Annotated in this window: 15 protein-coding genes; 11 read left to right on the forward strand and 4 right to left on the reverse strand. The window is 61.2% G+C overall.

The genetic code is table 11. The features are described from left to right. From PA598K_RS25315 to PA598K_RS25340, 6 genes are all read left to right on the forward strand, one after another. A partial coding sequence (locus tag PA598K_RS25315; RefSeq protein WP_185602219.1) for an S-layer homology domain-containing protein occupies nt 1-1,583 on the forward strand: 1,583 nt, incomplete at its 5' end. A gap of 787 nt (nt 1,584-2,370) precedes the next feature. Next, nucleotides 2,371-3,432: a sulfonate ABC transporter substrate-binding protein gene (locus PA598K_RS25320; RefSeq protein WP_128659690.1), complete on the forward strand. Its 1,062-nt coding sequence runs from the start codon at nt 2,371-2,373 to the stop codon at nt 3,430-3,432. Between the two features lie 52 nt (nt 3,433-3,484). Next, nucleotides 3,485-4,627 carry an FMNH2-dependent alkanesulfonate monooxygenase gene (ssuD, locus tag PA598K_RS25325; RefSeq protein WP_128659633.1) on the forward strand — a complete coding sequence of 381 codons (1,143 nt, stop codon included), beginning with the start codon at nt 3,485-3,487 and terminating at the stop codon, nt 4,625-4,627. A 15-nt stretch (nt 4,628-4,642) separates the two neighbouring features. Beyond that, nucleotides 4,643-5,437: an ABC transporter permease subunit gene (locus PA598K_RS25330; protein ID WP_128659634.1), complete on the forward strand. Its 795-nt coding sequence runs from the start codon at nt 4,643-4,645 to the stop codon at nt 5,435-5,437. Continuing rightward, nucleotides 5,392-6,339: an ATP-binding cassette domain-containing protein gene (locus tag PA598K_RS25335; protein ID WP_260405606.1), complete on the forward strand. Its 948-nt coding sequence runs from the start codon at nt 5,392-5,394 to the stop codon at nt 6,337-6,339. The genes PA598K_RS25330 and PA598K_RS25335 overlap by 46 nt, the downstream gene beginning before the upstream one ends. A gap of 144 nt (nt 6,340-6,483) precedes the next feature. Further along, nucleotides 6,484-7,038: a DUF1697 domain-containing protein gene (locus PA598K_RS25340; RefSeq protein ID WP_128659635.1), complete on the forward strand. Its 555-nt coding sequence runs from the start codon at nt 6,484-6,486 to the stop codon at nt 7,036-7,038. Between the two features lie 284 nt (nt 7,039-7,322). On the opposite strand, the gene PA598K_RS25345 is transcribed toward PA598K_RS25340, so the two are convergent. From PA598K_RS25345 to PA598K_RS25360, 4 genes are all read right to left on the reverse strand, one after another. Beyond that, nucleotides 7,323-7,931: a restriction endonuclease gene (locus PA598K_RS25345; RefSeq protein WP_128659636.1), complete on the reverse strand. Its 609-nt coding sequence runs from the start codon at nt 7,929-7,931 to the stop codon at nt 7,323-7,325. Nucleotides 7,932-8,083: 152 nt separating this feature from the next. Then, complete coding sequence (locus PA598K_RS25350; RefSeq protein ID WP_128659637.1) at nt 8,084-9,106, reverse strand: ABC transporter substrate-binding protein; 1,023 nt, start codon at nt 9,104-9,106, stop codon at nt 8,084-8,086. A 75-nt stretch (nt 9,107-9,181) separates the two neighbouring features. Continuing rightward, nucleotides 9,182-10,834, reverse strand: a complete 1,653-nt coding sequence (locus tag PA598K_RS25355) for an AraC family transcriptional regulator (RefSeq protein ID WP_185602220.1) — start codon at nt 10,832-10,834, stop codon at nt 9,182-9,184. Between the two features lie 80 nt (nt 10,835-10,914). Then, entirely contained in the window at nt 10,915-12,456 is a 1,542-nt protein-coding gene (locus tag PA598K_RS25360) for an extracellular solute-binding protein (RefSeq protein WP_128659639.1), read from the reverse strand. A gap of 129 nt (nt 12,457-12,585) precedes the next feature. On the opposite strand from PA598K_RS25360, the gene PA598K_RS25365 reads away from it, so the two are divergent. From PA598K_RS25365 to PA598K_RS25385, 5 genes are all read left to right on the forward strand, one after another. After that, nucleotides 12,586-14,889 carry a helix-turn-helix domain-containing protein gene (locus tag PA598K_RS25365; RefSeq protein WP_128659640.1) on the forward strand — a complete coding sequence of 768 codons (2,304 nt, stop codon included), beginning with the start codon at nt 12,586-12,588 and terminating at the stop codon, nt 14,887-14,889. Between the two features lie 191 nt (nt 14,890-15,080). Beyond that, nucleotides 15,081-16,655: an extracellular solute-binding protein gene (locus tag PA598K_RS25370; protein WP_128659641.1), complete on the forward strand. Its 1,575-nt coding sequence runs from the start codon at nt 15,081-15,083 to the stop codon at nt 16,653-16,655. Nucleotides 16,656-16,773: 118 nt separating this feature from the next. Then, nucleotides 16,774-17,763, forward strand: coding sequence for an ABC transporter permease (locus PA598K_RS25375; protein ID WP_128659642.1), 990 nt, complete (start codon nt 16,774-16,776; stop codon nt 17,761-17,763). Nucleotides 17,764-17,799: 36 nt separating this feature from the next. After that, the gene (locus PA598K_RS25380; RefSeq protein ID WP_128659643.1) at nt 17,800-18,681 is read left to right on the forward strand and encodes a carbohydrate ABC transporter permease; all 882 of its coding nucleotides are present in this window, start codon (nt 17,800-17,802) and stop codon (nt 18,679-18,681) included. Between the two features lie 202 nt (nt 18,682-18,883). Next, complete coding sequence (locus PA598K_RS25385; RefSeq protein WP_185602221.1) at nt 18,884-20,545, forward strand: copper amine oxidase N-terminal domain-containing protein; 1,662 nt, start codon at nt 18,884-18,886, stop codon at nt 20,543-20,545. The last annotated feature ends 31 nt before the right edge of the window (nt 20,546-20,576 follow it).

Here is a 20,576-nt window from a genome sequence, read left to right on the forward strand (position 1 = left end):
GCAGTAGCCCGGGTGGTGGAGACGGCGGAAGCCCAGGTGGCGGTAACGGCAATCCGGGCGGTGGAGACAGCGGCAGCTCGGGTGGTGGAGACAGCGGCAACCCGGGGGGAGGCAGCGGTACTCCGGGTGGAGGTAACAGCGGCAGCCCGGGTGGCGGAAATGGCGGCGGCCTTGGGGGCGGCTCAGACACCCCGGGCCATGGCGGCCCTGGCAACGGCAGCCAAGGTCCAGGCAGCTCCGGCAGCGGTAACAGCGGCCAGGGAGGCGCTGGGCAGCAGCCGTCTGGGACAGGAGGAGAGGCTGAGGGCTCGCCCGTCCCGGCGTCGCCTGGGCCAGCAGTCGAGCTGGATGCCGGGCGCGATCTGGAGATTAGCGTCGGGACCGAGCCGGACGGAAGGTCGGCGCAGCGGGTCGTCGTCCGCGACGAGGCGCTGGCCCGCGCCTTCGCCGAGGCCGGTCCGTCGGGCCGCGTGACGCTGAGCGTCGATGGCGATGAGCCGGTCGTCCGCGTCGCGATCTCCGGCAAGGGTGTGCAGGCGGCGATTCAAGTCGGTGCATCCGGCAATCTGGAGCTCCAGACGCCTTTCGGCGCGTACCGACTGCCGCTTGCAGTGCTCCGGGAGACGTCTGCCAGCGCCGAGGTTGTGCTGACTATGGCGGAGATGGATGCATCGTATACCGCAGCCTGGCAGGCGGGTTTGCGCGCTGCCGGTATGGAGCCGGCGGTTGCTGCGCCGGTCGACTTTCGGCTGGAGGTGGACGGACGGCCCTTTGGCGACTTGGGCGGCGTCTACGTCGAGCGCTCGGTCCGTCTGATCGGTGGGGAAGCTCCGACAGGGGCGAGCGCGGTGCGGATGGATGACAGCGGGCAGCCTCATTTTGCCCCTCATACGTCAGCAGGCTCGGAGCTCTGGATCAAGTCGACGGACCATGGCGTATATGGCGTGATTCGCTATGAGCGGACCTTCCCGGATCTGGAGGGCCATTGGGGGCAAGTCGAGATCGAGCAGATGGCGAGCAAGCTGATCGTCCAGGGTGTCGCTCCGGACCGATTCGCGCCGGGGGCCGCTGTGACGCGCGCCGAGTTCGCGGTACTGCTCGTGCGGGCGCTGGGCCTGTCGGCAGCGGCCGAATCGCCGCCCACATCCGATCGGCCATCTGGGGAGGACGCGGCCAGCTCGCCAAGCGGGCAGGTCGCGGGCTACCGCGATGTTGGAGCAACGGCGTGGTATGCGGACGCAGTGCGGGCTGCGGTCGAGGCTGGCTTAGTGAGCGGCTTCGAGGACGGCACCTTCCGACCGGCACAGACGATCACCCGCGAGCAGATGGCGGTGCTGCTCATGCGAGCGCTGGCCTATACCGGTGCGACTGTGAAGGCCGACAATGCGGCGCTCGAGCGCTTCGGCGATGCGGCAGACGTCGCGGCTTGGGCTCGCGAGGCTGTCGCCGCGGCACTCGGCCACGGCCTGATGCAGGGCGTGACGGAGACGGCTATCGGGCCGCAATCTCCGGCTACTCGAGCCGAGAGCGTGGTGATGCTGTATCGGCTGCTGAGGGAGGCAGGGTTCATCGACGGCGTTTGAGCGATCACGTAAGGCTGGTAGCGCGATCCGGAAATACCGTTGCTATGGGTGTTTCACGGTTTCGCATCTTCTATTAAGGCGAGGAGCGCTCCATTCTCGATTCGCGCATGGTCTGCGTAGGAGCGATTCTCATGCGGTGGCTGGCATTGCTTAACTGCAATAATACCTCTATTTATGCTCCAAAGCGCGTGAAATCGGGATTTTAATGCAAAAGTGCAGTTGTTTTTGAGAAAAGGCTGCAGTTAGGCGAATCCGGCCTGATTTAAGTGCACATTTGCATTTGTTTACTTGTTTTCACCTCGTTTCGCCGCAAATAAAGGTACTTTTGCAGTTAGAATGAAAAGTTGACACGGTTCAAGAACATGAGTGCATGTATTTCTATTAGGGAGCAATCTACTAGTTCCGAAAGCGGTGGCCACAGTCATGTATGCCGTCAAGCGCATCGTGATGTGCGACGGTGATGAGCACGGCCAAGCGCCTATCAAGCGCACATCCGCGCCCATCAGCACTGCACGGCCAAGCGCACATCCAGCCCATTATTTGTAGGCGTTCCTATTTTCTGCTTGACGGTATGGACTGGGAAATGGTAACATCTTCTTATTCCTAGTTAACACATTGGATTAATTAAATTAATGACTGTACCGGTCCACCGGAGGTCTCCTCAATGGCAGCTGCGCGCTGCTGTTCGGGAGGCCTTTTGCAATTGGGGGGACTGCGGCGCGCAGGCTCTCAAGGCGACACCGCGCCGCAGTCGCAAGGGCTCGGTTATGGGAGAGGGGCGAGAGAGATGAAGGTAACCTTGCGAAGACATGTACGCGGCGGCGTCCTCGCGGCGGCGTTGGTCGTGGCGCTCCTGGCGCTGGCCGCCTGTGGCAACGGAGCAGGCAATGGCGAAGCTGGAAGCAGCGGCGCTGGCGCCAACAAGGGCAATGGAGGCGGCACCGACAGCCAGACTGCTGCGGCAGAGGAAGCGAGCGGGGAGTCGCGCGATCTGACGATCCGCATCGGCTATCAGAAGTACGGCACCATCAACATCCTGAAGGCCGACGGCGGGCTCGACAAACGTCTGAAGGACGAACGCAACATTACCGTCGAATGGATCGAATTCCCCGGCGGTCCGCAGCTGCTGGAGGCGCTGAATGTGGGCAGTCTGGACATCGGCCATACGGGAGAAGCGCCGCCCATCTTCGCCCAGGCTGCAGGCGCGCCGCTTGTCTACCTCGCCCATGAGCCGGAGAGTCCCCGCAGCGAGGGGATCATCGTCCCCAAGGACTCGAATATCCAGAGCGTGGCGGATCTTAAGGGCAAGACGGTCGTGCTGAACAAGGGCTCCAATGTCCACTATCTGCTCGTGAAACAGCTGGAGAAAGCCGATGTCGCTTACGAGGATGTCGAGGTGAAATTTTTGCCTCCAGCAGATGCGCGCGCTGCGTTCGAGCGCGGCAGCGTCGATGCCTGGGTTATCTGGGACCCGTTCCTGGCGGCGGCAGAGACCTCGACGGAGGGCCGTGTCATTGCCGACGGCACCGGCGTTGTCGCCAACCATGAGTTCTATCTGGCGACGCGTGCCTTCGCCGAGCAGCACCCCGATCTGGTCGAGATCCTGCTCGAGGAAGCGGATCGGATCGATACCTGGTCCCAGGACAATACGCAGGAGCTGGCTGAGCTGCTGTCGCCGCAGCTGGGGATCGATGTGGCATCGCTTGTGCTGGCCGCCGAACGTCGAACGTACGGGGTGACGCCGATCACCGAGGAGCTCGTCGCGGCGCAGCAGTCGATCGCCGACACATTCCACGAGCTGGGGCTGATCCCGCAAGCGATCGATATACGCGAAGCGATACTGAAGTGACGGCAGCCTTCCTGGCGGCTGCCCCATATTACGATAAGCGAGGGTGAGTAGCATGAAGGTATTCTGGTTTATCCCGACGCATGGAGACGGACGCTACCTCGGCACGAGCCAAGGCGCGCGCGCCGTGGATGCGGAGTACATGCAGCAGATCGCGGCAGCGGCCGACCGACTCGGCTACGAGGGCGTGCTGATCCCGACGGGCACCTCCTGCGAGGACCCATGGATCGTGGCCTCTTCGCTGGTGCCTGTCACCAAGCGGCTGAATTTCCTCGTCGCTGTGCGGCCCGGGCTCATGTCGCCGACACTGGCGGCTCGTATGGCAGCGACGCTGGATCGCCTCTCGGGCGGGCGGCTGCTCATCAACGTCGTCGCCGGCGGCGATCCGGTGGAGCTGGCGGGTGACGGGCTGTTCCTGAGCCACACTGACCGCTACCGGCTGACGAGCGAGTTCCTCTCCGTCTGGCGCAGAGAGCTGTCGGGCGAGCGAGTAGATTTCGAGGGCGAGCATCTGCGGATCCAGGGCGGCCATGTGCTATATCCGTCGATCCAGCAGCCCTACCCGCCGCTCTGGTTCGGCGGGTCGTCCCCGGCGGCTCAGCAGGTCGCGGCCGAGCATGTCGATGTGTATCTGACCTGGGGCGAGCCGCCAGCGGCTGTGGCGGAGAAGATCGCCGCCCTGCGCGAGCAGGCTGGGGCACAGGGCCGCCAGCTGCGCTTCGGCATCCGCCTGCACGTGATCGTGCGCGAGACAGAGGAGGAGGCCTGGCAGGCTGCCGCCAAGCTGATCGAGCATGTGGACGAGGAGACGATCGCCGAGGCGCAGCGCATCTTTGCCCGGTTCGACTCGGTAGGTCAGCAGCGGATGGCGCGGCTGCATGGCGGCAGCCGCGACCAACTGGAGATCAGTCCCAATCTATGGGCCGGTATCGGACTGGTGCGGGGCGGCGCAGGGACGGCGCTCGTGGGCAGCCCCGAGATCGTAGCAGAGCGGATGCGGGAATATGAAGCGCTTGGGATCGAGACGTTTATCTTCTCCGGTTATCCGCATCTGGAGGAAGCCTACCGGGTAGCGGAGCTGTTGTTCCCGTTATTGGAGCTGCAGCGCGACGCGCTCCCGGGACCTTCCTCGATCAGCCCGTTCGGCGAGATCATCGCCAATACGGTCAGGCCCGCTCCGCGGGCTTCGGCGCACTGACGGGGGGCGAGGCAGATGAATAGAGGGTTGCGATTGTACGAGGCTATGCTGCCCTTCCTAATCCCGCTGCTGATCCTCGCCATATGGCAAGTGTCGACGAGCACAGGCCTGGTCTCGACCCGCACGTTGCCCTCGCTGCTCGATGTGGTGCGGGCTGGCGTCCGGCTGACGCTCGACGGCACGCTGCTGGAGGCCATCGGCGTCAGTACGATGCGTGCGGCGACGGGGATGCTGATCGGTGGAGGCATCGGCTTCGTCCTCGGGCTGCTGAACGGTGTGCTCGGCGTGGCGGATAAGCTGACCGACTCGACGCTCCAGATGCTGCGCAATATCCCGCATCTGGCGATGATTCCGCTCGTCATCGTCTGGTTCGGGATCGGCGAGACGGCCAAGATCTTCCTGGTCGCGCTGGGCGTCATGTTCCCGATCTATCTGAACACGCTGCACGGCATTCGTTCGGTCGATCCCGGTCTCATCGAGATGGGACGCGTATATGGCCTGAGTCGATGGCAGCTCTATCGCAGGGTGATCCTGCCGGGTGCGATGCCGTCGATCCTGGTCGGTCTGCGGTTCGCGCTCGGCATCATGTGGTTGACGCTGATCGTCTCCGAGACGATTGCCGCCGATCGGGGCATCGGCTATATGGCGATGAATGCGCGCGAGTTTTTCCAGCTTGACGTCGTCGTGTTCGCGATCCTGATCTACGCCCTGCTAGGCAAGCTGTCCGATATGATGGCCAAGTGGCTGGAGAGGAGATGGCTGAGATGGCATCCGCATTTCGCAAAACCGGCGTCGCCGCCGAAAGCCTGACGCCGGAATATCGCGTGGCTCCCGAACGTCTCGAGCGGCAGGAGGTTGCCGCCGATCTGACGATGAAGGACGGCTGGCCTAAAAGGCAGCCATCGTCTCAAACCAAACCCCTGGTGAGCGCTCCGGCAGTATCGGGCGGCGTGGCGCTGCGGCTGCGAGACGTGGGCAAGCGGTTCGGCGACAAGCGCGTGCTGAGCGAGCTGTCGCTGGATATCGAGCCCGGCGCCTTCGTCGCCATCGTCGGGCGCAGCGGCTGCGGCAAGAGCACGCTGCTGCGGCTGTTGTCCGGACTCGATGCGGCGAGCGAGGGCGAGCTGACGCGGGCGGGCGAGCCCGTGCGGGACATCGACGCCGATACGCGCTTTATGTTCCAGGACGCGCGCTTGCTGCCCTGGCAGACGGTGATCGACAATGTGAAGATCGGCCTCGCCGGCGTACCGTCGACTGAGGCCGATCGGCGAGCCCAGGCGGCACTGGAGCTGGTAGGCTTGGCCGATCGCGCCGGGGACTGGCCGTCGGTGCTATCGGGCGGCCAGCGCCAGCGGGTGGCGTTGGCCCGGGCGCTCGTCGGTCAGCCGCATCTGCTGTTGTTCGACGAGCCGCTCGGAGCGCTCGATGCGCTGACGCGCATCGAGATGCAGCAGCTGATCGAGTCGCTCTGGACCTCGCGCGGCTTCACGGCGGTGCTGGTCACACACGATGTCAGCGAGGCTGTGGCGCTGGCGGATCGCGTCATCCTGATCGAGGCTGGACGGATTGCGCTAGACATCCCGATCACGCTGGCCCGGCCCCGGGTCAAGGACAGCGGCTTTGCCCATTTCGAGCAATTGATCCTCAGCCGGGTGTTGCAGACCGATGTCGGGGCAGAGCGCAGTCGCGAGCGCTCGGATTTCGATATCTGATGGCGGATCAAGCTTATATGGCCAATCTGCAGGTGATCGAGGATATCTCCAAAGCTATGCTGCCGTCGTCCTAGAGCCTGGCCGCTCCATATGATACACTGATCCTAATCATGCGGCGTGGCTGCGGGTAACAGGAGGGTCAGAATGGTCTATGTAGCGCTATTGAGGGGCATCAATGTCGGAGGCAACAACAAGATCGAGATGAAGCGGCTGAAGCAGGTATTCCAGGAAGCGGGCATGGAGCAGGTCGTCACCTACATCAACTCGGGCAATATCGTGTTTGTCGACCGCAGTCGTACGGCACAGGCGCTATCCGTCTTGCTGGAGGAGGCGATCGCATCGGCCTTTGGTCTGCGCATCCGCGTGCTGATCCGCAGTCTGGAGGACTTCGAGGGACTGCTGCAGGAGCTGCCGTCGAGCTGGACCAACGATGAAGCGATGAAGAGCGAGGTGCTGTTCCTCTGGGACGAGATCGACGATGCCTCGACGCTCGAGCAGATCACATGGAAGCCGGAGTTCGAGGATGTCCGCTACGTCAAGGGCGCGATCCTCTATGCGATCAGCAGGAAGGATGCGACGCGCGGCTCGCTGACCAAGCTGGTCGGGACGAAGCTCTACAGCCAGATGACGATACGCAATGTGAACACGACTCGCAAGCTCCACACGCTGATGCGGCAAGCGGCCGCAGCGCTCGATTAGCCTGGGCAGGAGGTCGGCGTCTGTGACGACGGCTAGAGGTCGGCGTTCCAGGCACACGCATCGGCTTTTTCGAAAGGACGCATTGGCGTGCTGAGAGCGGGTGGAACGTTGGCTGGCGTGAGGTAGACAAGGGATACGATTAGGGCAGGCCATCGATGATGGCCTGTTTGTGATGTTCGGTGATCCCGGGTATTACTTAGTAACGCATCGTGTTATCTGGAGCTCGCACAACTCCCTCAGAGGTGCGAATAGGTACGAATCGAGCCGGCGAGCGGCGGTCATGGTCATGTACGGCTGGCGCTGCCGCTCCAGGGCGAGTCGATCCAGTCCGGCTCGCTCTCGATCCGGTCCATCGCGGCCTCGTGGTCGCCTGATTGCAGGTCGTCGATCAGCTCGATCAGGTCGCGGCGGTCTAGCAGCTTGACGCCGTTGACGCCCGCCAGGGTGACGCAGGCAGCGGTATACGGGGCAGAGGCGAGGACGATCGCCCGATCCGCCTCGTAGTAGCGCATCGACGCATAGATCTCCTGCACGGCAGAGAGTCCGACCCGCGCGCTCGGCTGGTAGCGCTTGGCTTGGAGCACATGACGATAGCCCTCGCGGCAGCGGAAGACGAGATCCGCGCCGAAGTCCTTGCTCTCCTGCGTCCGCATGACCTCCTCGTACCCCAGCTCCGTCAAGAACCGATGCAGGTACCGTTCGAAGTCCGCTCCCTCCATCGTATCGATATCCTGTATCTTGATCTGATAGGGGTCCAGACGTCTCAGGCGACGCCTTGCCAACGCTCTTCGCAGCAGGCGTACCGCCAGCCATAGGGCGAGCAAGGCGAACAGCCCGCCGAGCGCATAGGCGATGACGGGTGCGGCGGTCAGACTGTCGATGACGGCATTCATAGGGATCACGCTTCTTTCTTCATCGAACTTATGTTCCCTACTATAGCATAATTTCGACTGTTGCTGTAAGGAAAAAAACAACACAGGCTTGCCCGAATACTCGGACGAGCCTGTGCCAGATGTCATTATAGGATGATCAAGACCTTTTGCGCTTATGGCGTGGTCTCGGCGTCTGCTGGGTTTGCCAAGAGCTCTGTCAGGAAATCGAGCTGATGCTCCATCGCCACAGGGTCTTCATTATAGAGCACGTCAAAGTCGACTTCGTACACGTTGCCGTTTTTGACGGCATCCAGTCCCTGCCACAGCCCGCTTTGCTTCAGATCGGCAGCCAACTCGTCGCCATCGAAGGTCGTCAGGATGATATGGTCGCCAGCAAAGGAGGGCAGCTCCTCCATCGAAATAACGGTGCCTGCGTTGATGGCTTCGCCATTAATAATATCGCTCAGGACGCGTGCCTGCGGCGTCAAGCCTAGCGCCTTGTACAAGACGTATCCGCCCATGTTGATGTCGCCGTATACCCGCAGCTCCTTGCGCCAGACGGTAAAGACGGTGAATGTCTCATCTGGGCCGATCCGATCTGCAAGTCGGGCGCGGGCCGCTTCGGTCTTGGCCTCAAAGTTGGCTATCCATGCCTCAGCCTCCTGCTCCCGTCCGAGCAGATCGCCGAATACCTTCATCGTATTAAACGGATCTGGCTGCAGCTCGAGACCGACCGTAGGGGCGATCTTGTCAAATTGCTCGTAGTTCTCGTTGTCTCCGTAGAGGAGGATCAGATCCGGCTGCAGCTCCAGCACCTTCTCCAGATTAGGCGTGGCGCCGATATCCTCCGTGCCTTCCTGCTGGATGTAGGGATGATTGGTTAGTACATAGCTGGTAAGGCCGATCGGCTTGACCCCAAGCGCCACGAGCTCGCCGTAATACCAGTCCGAGACGACGCGCTGCGGTCTGACCGGGATCTCGCTTTCCCCTGAGACATGGGCATAGCTGCGGGTCGTTTCCTTCGTTTCCGCGCCTGAGGCCCCCTCCTGCTCGTTATCCGTTGTTGCATTGACCCCCTGTTCGGTCTGCTCCGTGTTGGCTGGCTCTGCTGTCTGGTCAGCCCCGCAGGCGCTGATCAGCAGCATCAGAGCGATGCAGGCTGCTCCTAGCCAATAGCCGTATGATGTACGAACCATGATGTCATCCTTCCTCGATAATATCGATAATGATTATCATCATCAATATAGCAGCGAAGGTATAAGGTGTCCATGTCAAAAAGGGAAGGGGCGGCTTGTTTTTTTGTGACCGGATCCGTCCATGTCCGCGTCAAGACGGAGCAGCTCCATCAGCTCCCCCAACTGAGCCTCGATCGCAGCCGGGCCATAGCCGTACCACTTGTTCATATCGACCGGGTAGGCGCGTCCTTGCTTCACGGAGGAGAGAGCTGACCAGAGCGGATCCTCCATCGTCCGTCGAGCGAGCTGCCGCCCGGAAGCACTGGCCTCGATCGCGACGATGAGATAGGTCGGATCGAGTAGCGTCAGCTCCGGCAGCGACACCTCCCGCCACTCCCCATCGTCTTGCCCATGGTTGGCAGCGTCGGGAGGCAGCATCCCAAGCGTATGGTAGAGCAGATCGGCCCCCATATAGCCTGAGTGGTAGAGGATGCGGAGTCCGGTACGAATATTCAGGATGCCGATCGTCGCCTTCGCCGATGGCCATCGCTTCAACTGCTCTCGCGCCTCCTCTGCCCGCTCGTCGAAGCGTGCAAGCCAGGCCTCGGCTTGGGGCAGGCGGCCTGTCAGCTCGGAGACGATGCGGAAATGCTCGCGCCAGCCGACGCCTTGCCACGGAATCTGCACGACAGGCGCGATCCGTCTCAGTCGGTCGAGATCGTCTCCTTCCTGCTCGGCATACAGGATCGCGTCGGGCGCAGCTTGCTGCAGCAGGTCATAGCGGGCGCTTCTCGGCCAGCTCCAATCGATGGCTCTGCACCCGTCCTGCTGGAGCAATTGAGGATAGCTTCGCGCGAGCCAGGCGTCGGCCATCGCTACCTTGGGCGCTATGCCCAGCGAGACCAGGTCCAGCGTGTAGGCATGATCAAGCGAAGCGAAGCTTTTGGCTTGACGAGTAAAGACGCTAGGCGCGAGGCCTGTGGCCTGCTTGAATTTTTTGCTAAGGTAAAACTCATCCTTGTAGCCTACCTCTTGGGCGATCTCGCTGAGCCTGCGTCCCGGCATGAGCAATAGCTCCTGGGCTCTGCGGATGCGCAGGCGATTGGTATATTCGTTGATGCTCTGACCGAAGGCTTGGCGGAACAACCCCGGCAGCGCCTTGCGACTGCGACCTGCAACAACGGCCAAGCGGTGCTTGTCCACTCTGGATGCATAATGACGCTCCAGATAAGCTCGTACCCGCTGTGCTGCATCGGCCTGCATCGCTTCATCAGCTCTCCGATGGCAATCGGCCAGCTGATGAAGCAGCTCGTAGAGCACTCGCGTACCGCCGAGCGGCTCGTACAGCTGTCTGCGCAACTTCAAGGCGAGCAGCTCCCTCGCAAGAGCTTGCAGCGATTCGGCGCCTGTGCTGATCCGCATCCTCGTGGGATGGCCTTGGACGACTGGCTCCGCTCGGCCTGGCACCAGCAGAGTCTGATAATAGATGTGGCATAGACGCAGCTCCTCATCGTGTGTGCAGGTCAGTTGGAAACGGGCATCTGGACCAAATTCGGCGGTCATGCCTGTTTCGAGTATGGTGGAGACGCCGCTGTGCTCCAGTCTGCCGCGTCCCCCCAGCACGATCAGCACGCTGGAGCAATCCCCGCTCGAGAGCTCCAAGGGCTGCTGCGGCAGCGCCAGAGGCGAGTCGACGTCTGCGATGGCATAGAGCGCCGCCGGCAGTCTCCCTGCTGGTAATACATACATTTCCGGTACCTCCCGTACATTGGTCGATGCCTTCATTATACCAGCAATCTCGGCCACACGTCCTTACACAGGCTCAGCGCTTACTGACTGCCCCGGAAGCGTCCGTACGAAGCGTTGTACTCCTCGATGATCTGCGCGCCGCCATTTGCCTTCCAGCGCTCGACCTCCTGTCGGAAGCCGTCGTCGTCCAGATTGCCGAGGATATAATGATAGGTCGCCTCTGTGACGATGCTCTTCAGCTCGAGTCCGATCTCGTCATCGCTGGGGGACGCCAGATTAAGCGTCGCGTCGCGCACGGTGAACCGGGTATTATCCTTGATAAGCCGCTCGGCGAGCTCGGTCAGCGGTCGATATTGTGCGATCGGCAGCAGATTGACATTGGTGCGCTCGCCGATCATCAGCGTATGGATCGCATTGACCTCCTGGATCCGCAGCGCCTCGGTCTCCGGCGTCAGGCTGACCTTGCCGTCCTCGATGACGTGATGCCGCCCCTCGAATCCGTAGCGCATCAGATTGCTGACATCGGCGTCCATGCTGCGGTCGAAGAAGCCAAGGATATCGAGCAGCTCCTCCTTGGTCTGGATCGCGCTCTTGGAGAAGAGGAACATCCCGCCGTAACCGGGCATCGCCCAGACGCGGTAGCCGGCCGGTCCGAGGATACGGTTGACGAGGGTGAACTCCGCCTCAGGATCGAGCTCCTGGGCCGCGTCGGCCAGCCGCTGGGCGTCGGCCATGCTGCCGATGTAGACGCCGGCTTGTCCCTGGACCAACATCGCTCGCTGATTCTGCTTGCTGGTGACGGCGAAGTCGCGATTGACCAGTCCCTCGTCGTACAGTCGCTTCATGAATTGCATCGTCTCCATGTACGCCGCCGTCTCGAACTCCGGGACGATCTGGTCATGGACAAGCCCCCAGTTGTTCGGCGCGCCGAAGTAGGAGCTGAGCGTCTTGAAGGCGCCATAGACGAGATCGTTGCGATCGGTGAGGCCGATCGTGTCGTGCACGCCGTTGCCGTCGGGGTCGTCGCGGGTGAAGGCGCGCAGCACCTCATACAGCTCTTCGAGCGTGCCTGGCGGCTCCAGCCCGAGTCGATCGAGCCAGTCCTTGCGGAGCAGGATGCCTTGCCTGGACTCGGGGCGTTCGGCGTAGAGGCCGTAGATCTTGTCATCGACGGCCGATTCCTCGAAGACGAGGGAGCTGAGCTTGCGCAGGTTGGGGAAGTCCCACAGGTAGGGACCGATCTCCCAGAACATGCCGAGCCGGATGGCATTTTTCATATACTGATATTCCAGGGAGTTGACGTAGGTCGCCTTCATGAAGGAGGCGCTGGCGATCGCCAGGCTGAGCTTGTCATTGTAGATTTCATTGGGCACCCAATGCAGATCCAGCTCCGTCGCCGTCAGTCGCTCCAGCTCCTCCACCAGCTCCGGGCTGGGCGGTTGGATGAGATGCAGCGGCAGCATGATGCTGAGCGGCGCCTTGGCCGGTGCGGGCGTCGCTGGCGGCGCGGCTGCGCCGGTGCAGGCAGTCAGGGCGAGGACGAGCAGGATCGCCAGGGCGCGCAGCAGAACGGCAGAGCGGTGTAAGCGTTTTAACAACAGTCGGTCCCAAGACTTGCGCATCCCGTTTAGCCCCCCGTAATCTTTACATTGAAGCAAGAATGTGTATGATTAGTGTAACATCCAGAGCGGACATGCATCAATCTGAATTACCAAATTATTGGATTTTTTTGGAGAGGGTGAACGGTTCCTATGCGGCATCTGAGCTTCCTCGCCCGACTGACCCTGTTCGGCTTCCTCCTGAGCGCGCTGCCGGTGCTGTTCATCGGCGTCATCTCATACGTCACCTCGACCCACGAGATCGAAAAGCATGTCGTCCGCTCCAAGATGCAGCTGCTGCGGCAGACCAACGCCAATGTGGAGCAGATCCTCTCGACGGTCAACCATACGCTCAATCAGCTGGTTAGCTCGACGGTTGTCAAGAAAGCGATTACAGACCCGTTGGACGTCGAGTCGTTCGTCACCTACAACGAGCTGCGCAATGAGCTGGGCAATCTGCAAGCGTTCGATACGAAGGTGCAAGACGTCATCCTCGTCAATGCGGAGCGCAACTGGATCGTCAAAAACTCCGGCCGCTACGCGCTCGACGACTATCCGTACGATCAGGAACTGATGAGCATGATGCGGATCCCTGACAGCACCTCGTGGGTGCTGAACCCGAGCGAATGGTTCCACGGCGAAGGGCTGTCGGTGCGGCCGGCGTGTCCGTACAATATCTCGCTGGTCAAAAAGCTGCCGCCCAACTCGCTGGAGAAGGCCGGCTTCGTCGCGGCCAATATCCCCGCATGCGCGCTGCAGGAGGTCATCCAGGTGGAGCTGGAGGAGGGGGGTTCGCAGCTGATGATCGTCGACGACCAGATGCGCCTGCTCCTGCACCCGGACCCCTCGCTGATCGGTCGACCGGTCGCCGAGAGCGGCTCCGTCACCGAGTCGCACCTGGAGGCAGCGGCCTCCGGCGACCAGCTCGGTCTGGAGGTGGATGGACGCGCTTATACGATGAGCTACTACCGCTCGGGGCTGAACGGCTGGTACTACATCTCCGTCGTCTCGATCGACAGCATCACGCAGGAAGCGGGCAAGATCGGCCGGTACACGCTCTACATCTGTCTGGGCTTGCTGCTGCTGTCGTTGGCGACCGCCTGGGCCGGCTCGCGCCGCATGTATTCGCCGATCGGCAAGCTGCTGACGCAGATCGCGCCGGGCGGACGCGGCGAGGGCGTCGACGAGCTGCAATACATCAGCGAGCATGTGCGCGAGCTGTTCAGCTCCAAGACGGCGCTCGAGCAGCAGGTGCGGCAGCAGCTCCCGCAGGTGCGTACGCTCTATCTGATCAAGGCGTATCAGGGACAGGTCAAACGCTCGACGCTCGAGCAGCGGCTGCGGCAGTACGGCTACGCCGAGCAGCTCGACGCCTGGCAGACGGCGGCTGTCATCACGCTGCAGATCGACTCGCTGGAGCAGACTCGCTACGACAAGGACGATGTGGAGCTGCTGCTGTATGCGATGGACAACATCCTTGGCGAGAGCGTGCCCCCGAAGCATCTGGCCGCCCCGGTCGTCATCGACATGACGGCGGTGGCGATGATCGGCCATACCGAGCGCGAGCCCGAGCTGTTCGCGACGTTCCTCTACGCTCTGACGGAGCGGCTGCAGCAGCGGATCGAGTCGTATCTCGGCCTGCAGGTGAGCATCGGCATCAGCCTGCCGTTCACGGAGCTGACCGGACTGCACAGCGCTTATCGGGAGGGGCTGGACGCGCTGCGGCAGCGGATCAAGCTGGGCGGCGGCGTCATCATCCAGTACAGCGACGTCAACTCGGGCCGACATCATCTGCAGACCGATTATCCGCGTCAGCGCGAGGCGGAGCTGCTGGACGCGATCAAGCTGGCGGAGCCGGAGCGGGCGGACGAACTGCTCGGACGCCTCATGGGGGCGATCTTCCAGGCGGAGATGTCGCCCCAGGAGTACGAGGTGCCGCTCAACCGGCTGCTCAACAATCTGCTGACGATGATGCAGGAGTCCGGCATCGCGATGCATCAGCTGCAAGCGTCCGGCTCGCTCTATGCCGAGCTGAGACGCCGTCAGACGGCGGGAGAGATCGAGGAGTGGTTCCGCGAGGCGGTCGTGCTGCCGCTCATCGCGATCTTCCGCGACCGCCAGGAGGAGCAGTATCACAACATCTCCGAGCAGATCATCGCCCTCATCCACGGTCATTACGATACTGATCTGACGCTGGAGCAATGCGCGGCGCAGCTGCACTACAATGCCAACTACCTGAGCAGCGTCTTCCGCAAGGAAACGGGTGTCTCGTTCAGCGAGTATCTGAGCAACTACCGATTCGCGATCGCCAAGAAGTGGCTGCTCGATACGGACATGCCGGTCAAGGAGATCGCCGCCCGGCTGCGTTACACCAATTCGCAAAATTTTATCCGTTCCTTCCGCAAGCAGGAGGGGATAACGCCCGGACAGTATCGGGACAACAGCCAGCGCCTTTGAGGCGCTGGCTGTTTTGTTGTGCGCATCGCCCCGTAACAGGGATAATCATCAGCTCAGGCGAGGGGCCTCGCAGGGCCGGGAACCGTTGCTGCGCCTGGGTTTATGAGGAGATGATTATAGCGGTAACGACCGCCGCGAGATAAGGTGGAAGCGCAACCAAATAATCGAGTGCAAGGAGGTCGTCTACATCCATGAATCCTACGACAAAGAAACGTATACGCATGATGGCGCTGTGCGTCGCTGTCATCATGACGGTCAGCCTGCTGGCGGCTTGCTCCAGCGGCAGCAACGGAGGAAGCGGCAAAAACGGAGGAAGCGGCAGCGCGAACACGCCGGCAAGCGAAGCGGGGGGCAATAACGAAGGGGCGGAGCAACCGCCGTTCGAGATTACGATGATGGTCACGCAGCATACGGCGGAGGTGCCGAGCAACATCATCCCCGAGCGGATCGAAGCGAAGACCAACACGAAGATCAAGTTCCAGTGGGTGCCGGACGGCAGCTATGAAGAGAAGCTGAACGCCTCGTTTGCGACCGGCTCGCTGCCGATGGTCGTCTACGCCAAGAACACGGACTTCGCCAAGGATGCGATCCGCGCCGACCAGTTTTGGGAGATCGGTCCGCTGCTGGCCCAGTATGACAACCTGAGCAAGCTGAATCCCGACGTGCTGCGCAACACCGCCGTCGACGGCAAGATCTACACCTTGTACCTGGAGCGTCCGCTCTCTCGTCAGGGCGTCATCTACCGCAAGGACTGGGCCGACAACCTTGGTCTGGAGGCGCCGCAGACGACCGACGATCTGAAGGAGATGATCCGGGCTTTCACCGAGGATGATCCCGACGGCAACGGCCAGCCGGATACGATCGGTCTGACCGACCGCAGCGATCTGATCTACGGCGCCTTCAAGACGGTCAGCTCGTACTTCGGAACCCCGAACTACTGGTCGGTCGACGACAGCGGCAATTTCCAGCCGGAATTCATGCATGAGGCATACATGGATACGCTGAATTTCTTCCGGGATATCCATAGCAAGGGCTACATGAACCAAGACTTCCCGGTGACGAGCAAGACCGACCAGATCGATCTGCTGGTCAATGGCAAGGCAGGCGTCTATATCGGCTCGCTGCCGGATGTGCTGACGCTCTCCAACCAGTTGGCGGATATGAATCCGGACGCTGAGCTGACGGTAGCGAACGGCATCGAAGGGCCGCGCGGCAAGGGCATCTGGGCGATCCCCGGCTATGGCTCCGTCGTCCTGTTCCCGAAGTCGGCGGTCAAGACGGAGGACGAGCTGCACCGTATCCTCGCCTTCTATGATGAACTGATGAGCGCCGAGAGCGCCAACCTGCTCAACTGGGGCATCGAGGGCGAGCATTATGAGATCAAGGACGGTCTGGCCAACAAGACGGTCGACCAGGTCACTGATAATACGCACGTCAAGCCGCATAACGCCTGGGCTGTCGGCGGACCGGAGACGATCGACGGCATGCTGAAGGGGTACTTCGAGCTGCCGGCGCGGGCGCTCGCCGAGGAGCTGGTCGAGGCCAACAACGACATGCTCATCCATGATCCGTCCGCACCGCTGGACTCGCCGACCTACATCGAGCGGGGCAGCGCGCTGCAGCAGATCATCACCGATGCGACGTATCAGTACGTGCTCGCCAACATCGATCAGGCTGGCTTCGAGAAGGCGATCGAGCGCTGGCGCGTCGAAGGCGGCGATCAGATGATCCAGGAGTATAGCGAGGCTTACCAGGCGATCCAGTAACGGATGCGCGAGGCCAAGGACGAGGAAGGGCGCAACGAATTAACTGCGTCCTTCGCTCCGACTCGCCATCCACCGACATGACAAGCCCGCCAGGCGGGCACAGAAAGGAAGACTGGCTATGAATCCATCCCCATCCGCCACCCGTCCCGGGACACCGGCCCCAGACCCGCGTTCCGGGGCGTCCGGCCTCGTCATCTCGCACAAAGGCGAGCGGTTCAGACGGATCATCAAGAACCGTTATTTGTATCTCATGATTTTGCCGGGCGCGCTCTTTTTCTTGTTGTTCAAATATTTGCCGATGTGGGGGCTCGTCATCTCCTTCCAGGATTACAAGCCGTACCTCGGCGTTTCCGGCAGCGAGTGGGTCGGGCTCAAGCATTTCGAGCGTTTGTTCACGGAACCGACCTTTTGGATGATCTTCCGCAACACGATTGTCTTGTTCGCGTACAATCTGTTCTTTTTCTTCCCAATCCCGATCCTCCTTGCCCTGATGTTGAATGAAGTGCGTCTGCTGATGTTCAAGCGCATCGTCCAGACGATTGTATATATACCGCACTTTATGTCGTGGGTCATCATCGTCTCGATCTCCTTTGTCATGCTGACGCTCGATGGCGGCATCATCAACGAGCTGCTGGCGTTCTTCGGCTTCGGCAAGATCAACTTCCTGCTCAGCAGCGACTGGTTCAGGCCCATGTATATCCTCCAGGTCATCTGGCGCGAGGCAGGCTGGGGGACGATCGTCTATCTGGCGGCGATCGCCGCCGTCGACCCGCAGCAGTACGAGGCCGCCCGCATGGACGGCGCCACCCGGCTCCGCCAGATCTGGCATGTCACGTTGCCAGCGATCCGCAGCGTCATCATCATCCTGCTCATCCTGAAGATCGGCGATGTGCTGGAGCTTGGCTTCGAGCATGTGTATCTGCTGCTGAACTCGATGAATCGCGAGGTCGCGGAGATCTTCGATACGTACGTCTATACCGCCGGACTGCGCAACGGACAGTTCAGCTACAGTACCGCCGTCGGCTTCTTCAAGTCGTTCGTCGGGCTGATCATGATCATGTTCGCGAACTGGCTGGCCAAAAAATTCGGCGAGGAGGGCATCTACTGATGACATGCCCGCACAACGCAAAGGAGGCAACCCCGCATGGTTGAAGACAAAAGCTGGGGCAACCGGCTGTTCAACGGCATCAATATGCTGCTGCTGGCGATCATCGCGCTGGTGACGCTGCTGCCGTTTATCCACGTGCTGGCCGGCTCGCTGACGACGGCGGCGGAGATGTCCGCCAAGCGGTTCATCCTGTTCCCGACGACGATCAGCTTCGATGCGTACGCCTATATATTCTCGACCAATACGATCCTGCGGGCGATGGCGATCTCGGTCGGCGTCACCCTGGGAGGCACGCTGATCAGCATGTTCCTCTCCAGCCTGATGGCATACGGTCTGTCGCGTCGCGATCTCGACGGCCGCCGCGTCATCATGTTCATGGTCGTCTTTACGATGCTGTTCAACGGCGGCATGATCCCGACCTTCCTCGTCGTCCGGGAGCTGGGGCTGATCGACAGCTATATGGCGCTTATCTTGCCGACGGCGATCAACGCCTTCAACCTGATCATCCTTCGCAGCTTCTTCCAGAACCTGCCCGAGGGTCTGGAGGAGTCGGCGAAGATCGACGGGTGCAACGACTTCGGCATCCTGTTCCGCATCGTGCTGCCGCTGTCGCTGCCGGCGCTGGCGACGATCTCGCTGTTCTATGCGGTCACCTACTGGAACACGTATATGGGGGCGATCCTGTATCTGAACGATTCGCTCAAGTATCCGATGCAGGTGGTGCTGCGGCAGATCGTCATCCTCGCCACCGGCATGAGTAACGAGTCCGGGGCGTTTGACGCCGACTACGTCGCCCCGCCGGAGCAGACGATCAAGATGGCCGTCATCGTCGTTGCGACCGTGCCGATCCTGCTCGTGTATCCGTTCCTGCAGAAGTATTTTGCCAAGGGGGCGCTGCTTGGGTCGATCAAAGGGTAGGGCATCCTCGCGCTGGCAGGCGAGCTGCGGCACACTATTACGCCCTCAGACGCCGATGACTGGGACTATTTTCCTTGTGCGGATAGGGCAGCTTCATTGCGCGGTCCAATTTGCTTCCCCCGGCCTATTGCTTGCTATCCGATATGTGCGTAAGCTATACACGACCAAAAATCGGAAAACGCGAGCAAAGGGGAGATGTCAGATGTCGGTAGTAAAGCCAGCGCTCCACTGGTCAAAAACAGGGCTCAGTGCGGTGGTGTTGTTCCTGCTCTTGGTGGTGCCCTCAGCCGTAGCGGCAGAAGAGAAAATTCAGGTCTATGTTGATCGCCAACCGGTCGTCTTCGCGATTCAGCCCAAGCTGCAAAACGGATCGACGGTGGTTCAACTGCGGCCGTTGTTCGAGGCGCTGGGCATCAAATTGGATTGGAATGCATCGACGAAGACGGTAAGGGGCAGTAAAGGCGAGCACAGCTTCTCGCTGGTGATCGATAGCGCCAGCGCCACGGTGAACGGCCAGCGCGTGACGCTGGACAGTCCCGGAAGAATCGCAGGCAGTCATACGCTGGTGCCGCTGCGGTTCGTCGGGGAGGCGACAGGCGCGGCAGTGGGCTGGAACGCCGAGCAGCGCACGATCAGCATTTACAGCCCCGAATACCAGAGCGCTCTGGGGTTGACCAAGGAAGAGGCGCAGCGTCAGGTCAATCAAGGTATTAGCCCCCCGGCGGCGTCCGCCAAGGGACTAAGCGGATTGTACGCTAGCCATTCGCTTGACCTGCTCGGCAGCCGGAGCTGCGGCGGGGTGTGCTGGGACACGTTCTTCTTCGTGGATGACCGCCATGTCATCCAGGAGTTGCCAGAGACCGGCGTTGACCGGCTCGACTGCGCCAAGGACGGCTGCCTCACTTATGAAGTCAAGGGAGGCAAGCTGACTCTGAGCAATGGCAATTCCTATACGCTGGAGATCAAGCCGGGCGGCGATGTCGTCATCGATGGCGATGCCTACACCCGACATGCTCCATTGGAACGCAAGGTGTTGGATGGCAAGTATGAGGCGAGCGGCTACACGAGCGCACCAGGCGGTACGGGAGTGGCGCGGGTAAGTACGTATGTATTCCGTCCAGACGGGACCTTTACCGATAGCAATTGGACCGGAGTTACGGCGGATGGCTCCGAGGACGGCGGGTCTGGCACAGGGGTATCGTCGACGATCACGTCGGGCTCGGAAGCATCGGGAACGTATACGGTTCAAGGCTATACGATCTTGTTCCGGTACAAAGACGGTTCGTCGGCGTCTCGGATGTTCTTCATGCCCGATAAGGACGACGGCATGCTGCGGATCGGGAGCGGCGATTATCTGCGTAAGAAGGCGATCCCGCCGTATCAGAACCTGCTTGTCGATCAAGGGCTGGCCTATAAGGAAGTGCTGAAGGAACGAACTCCGGACTTCAAGGAGACCCATAACGGGATCGAGCTGGGTCTGATCGGTTATCAGTGGGCCCAGGTGGACGTCAAGGCGGAGCACCGGAAGAGCTTCACCGGCTTCGGCGACAAGGGCATCATCGAGCTGACCGCCAAGTATAGCGTGAAGAATAATTCGAGTCAATCTATTAATGTGAATACCATCAAAATCGTCCTGCGCTCCGAGGCGTTGTCGGGGAGCGTGCCAGAAATGACCGACATGCGCACGTCTGTCAAGGATGAGTTGAAGCCGGGCGAGCGCATCGAGCGATTGGCGGTGGTACTGCTGCCAGCTGATCGATTTCAGCAGTTAGGCAGCATGGAGCTGTCCTTTGGGAACGTGGCGACGATGGACGGTCGTGATCTGTACGGAGGCGAGTGGCTGGGCTTTAGTATCTTCGATTAGGAAGTCTGAATAGCAGCCCCTCCCGTCCCCG

The sequence above is a fragment of the Paenibacillus sp. 598K genome, assembly GCF_003851045.1.
Classification (GTDB): domain Bacteria; phylum Bacillota; class Bacilli; order Paenibacillales; family Paenibacillaceae; genus Paenibacillus_D.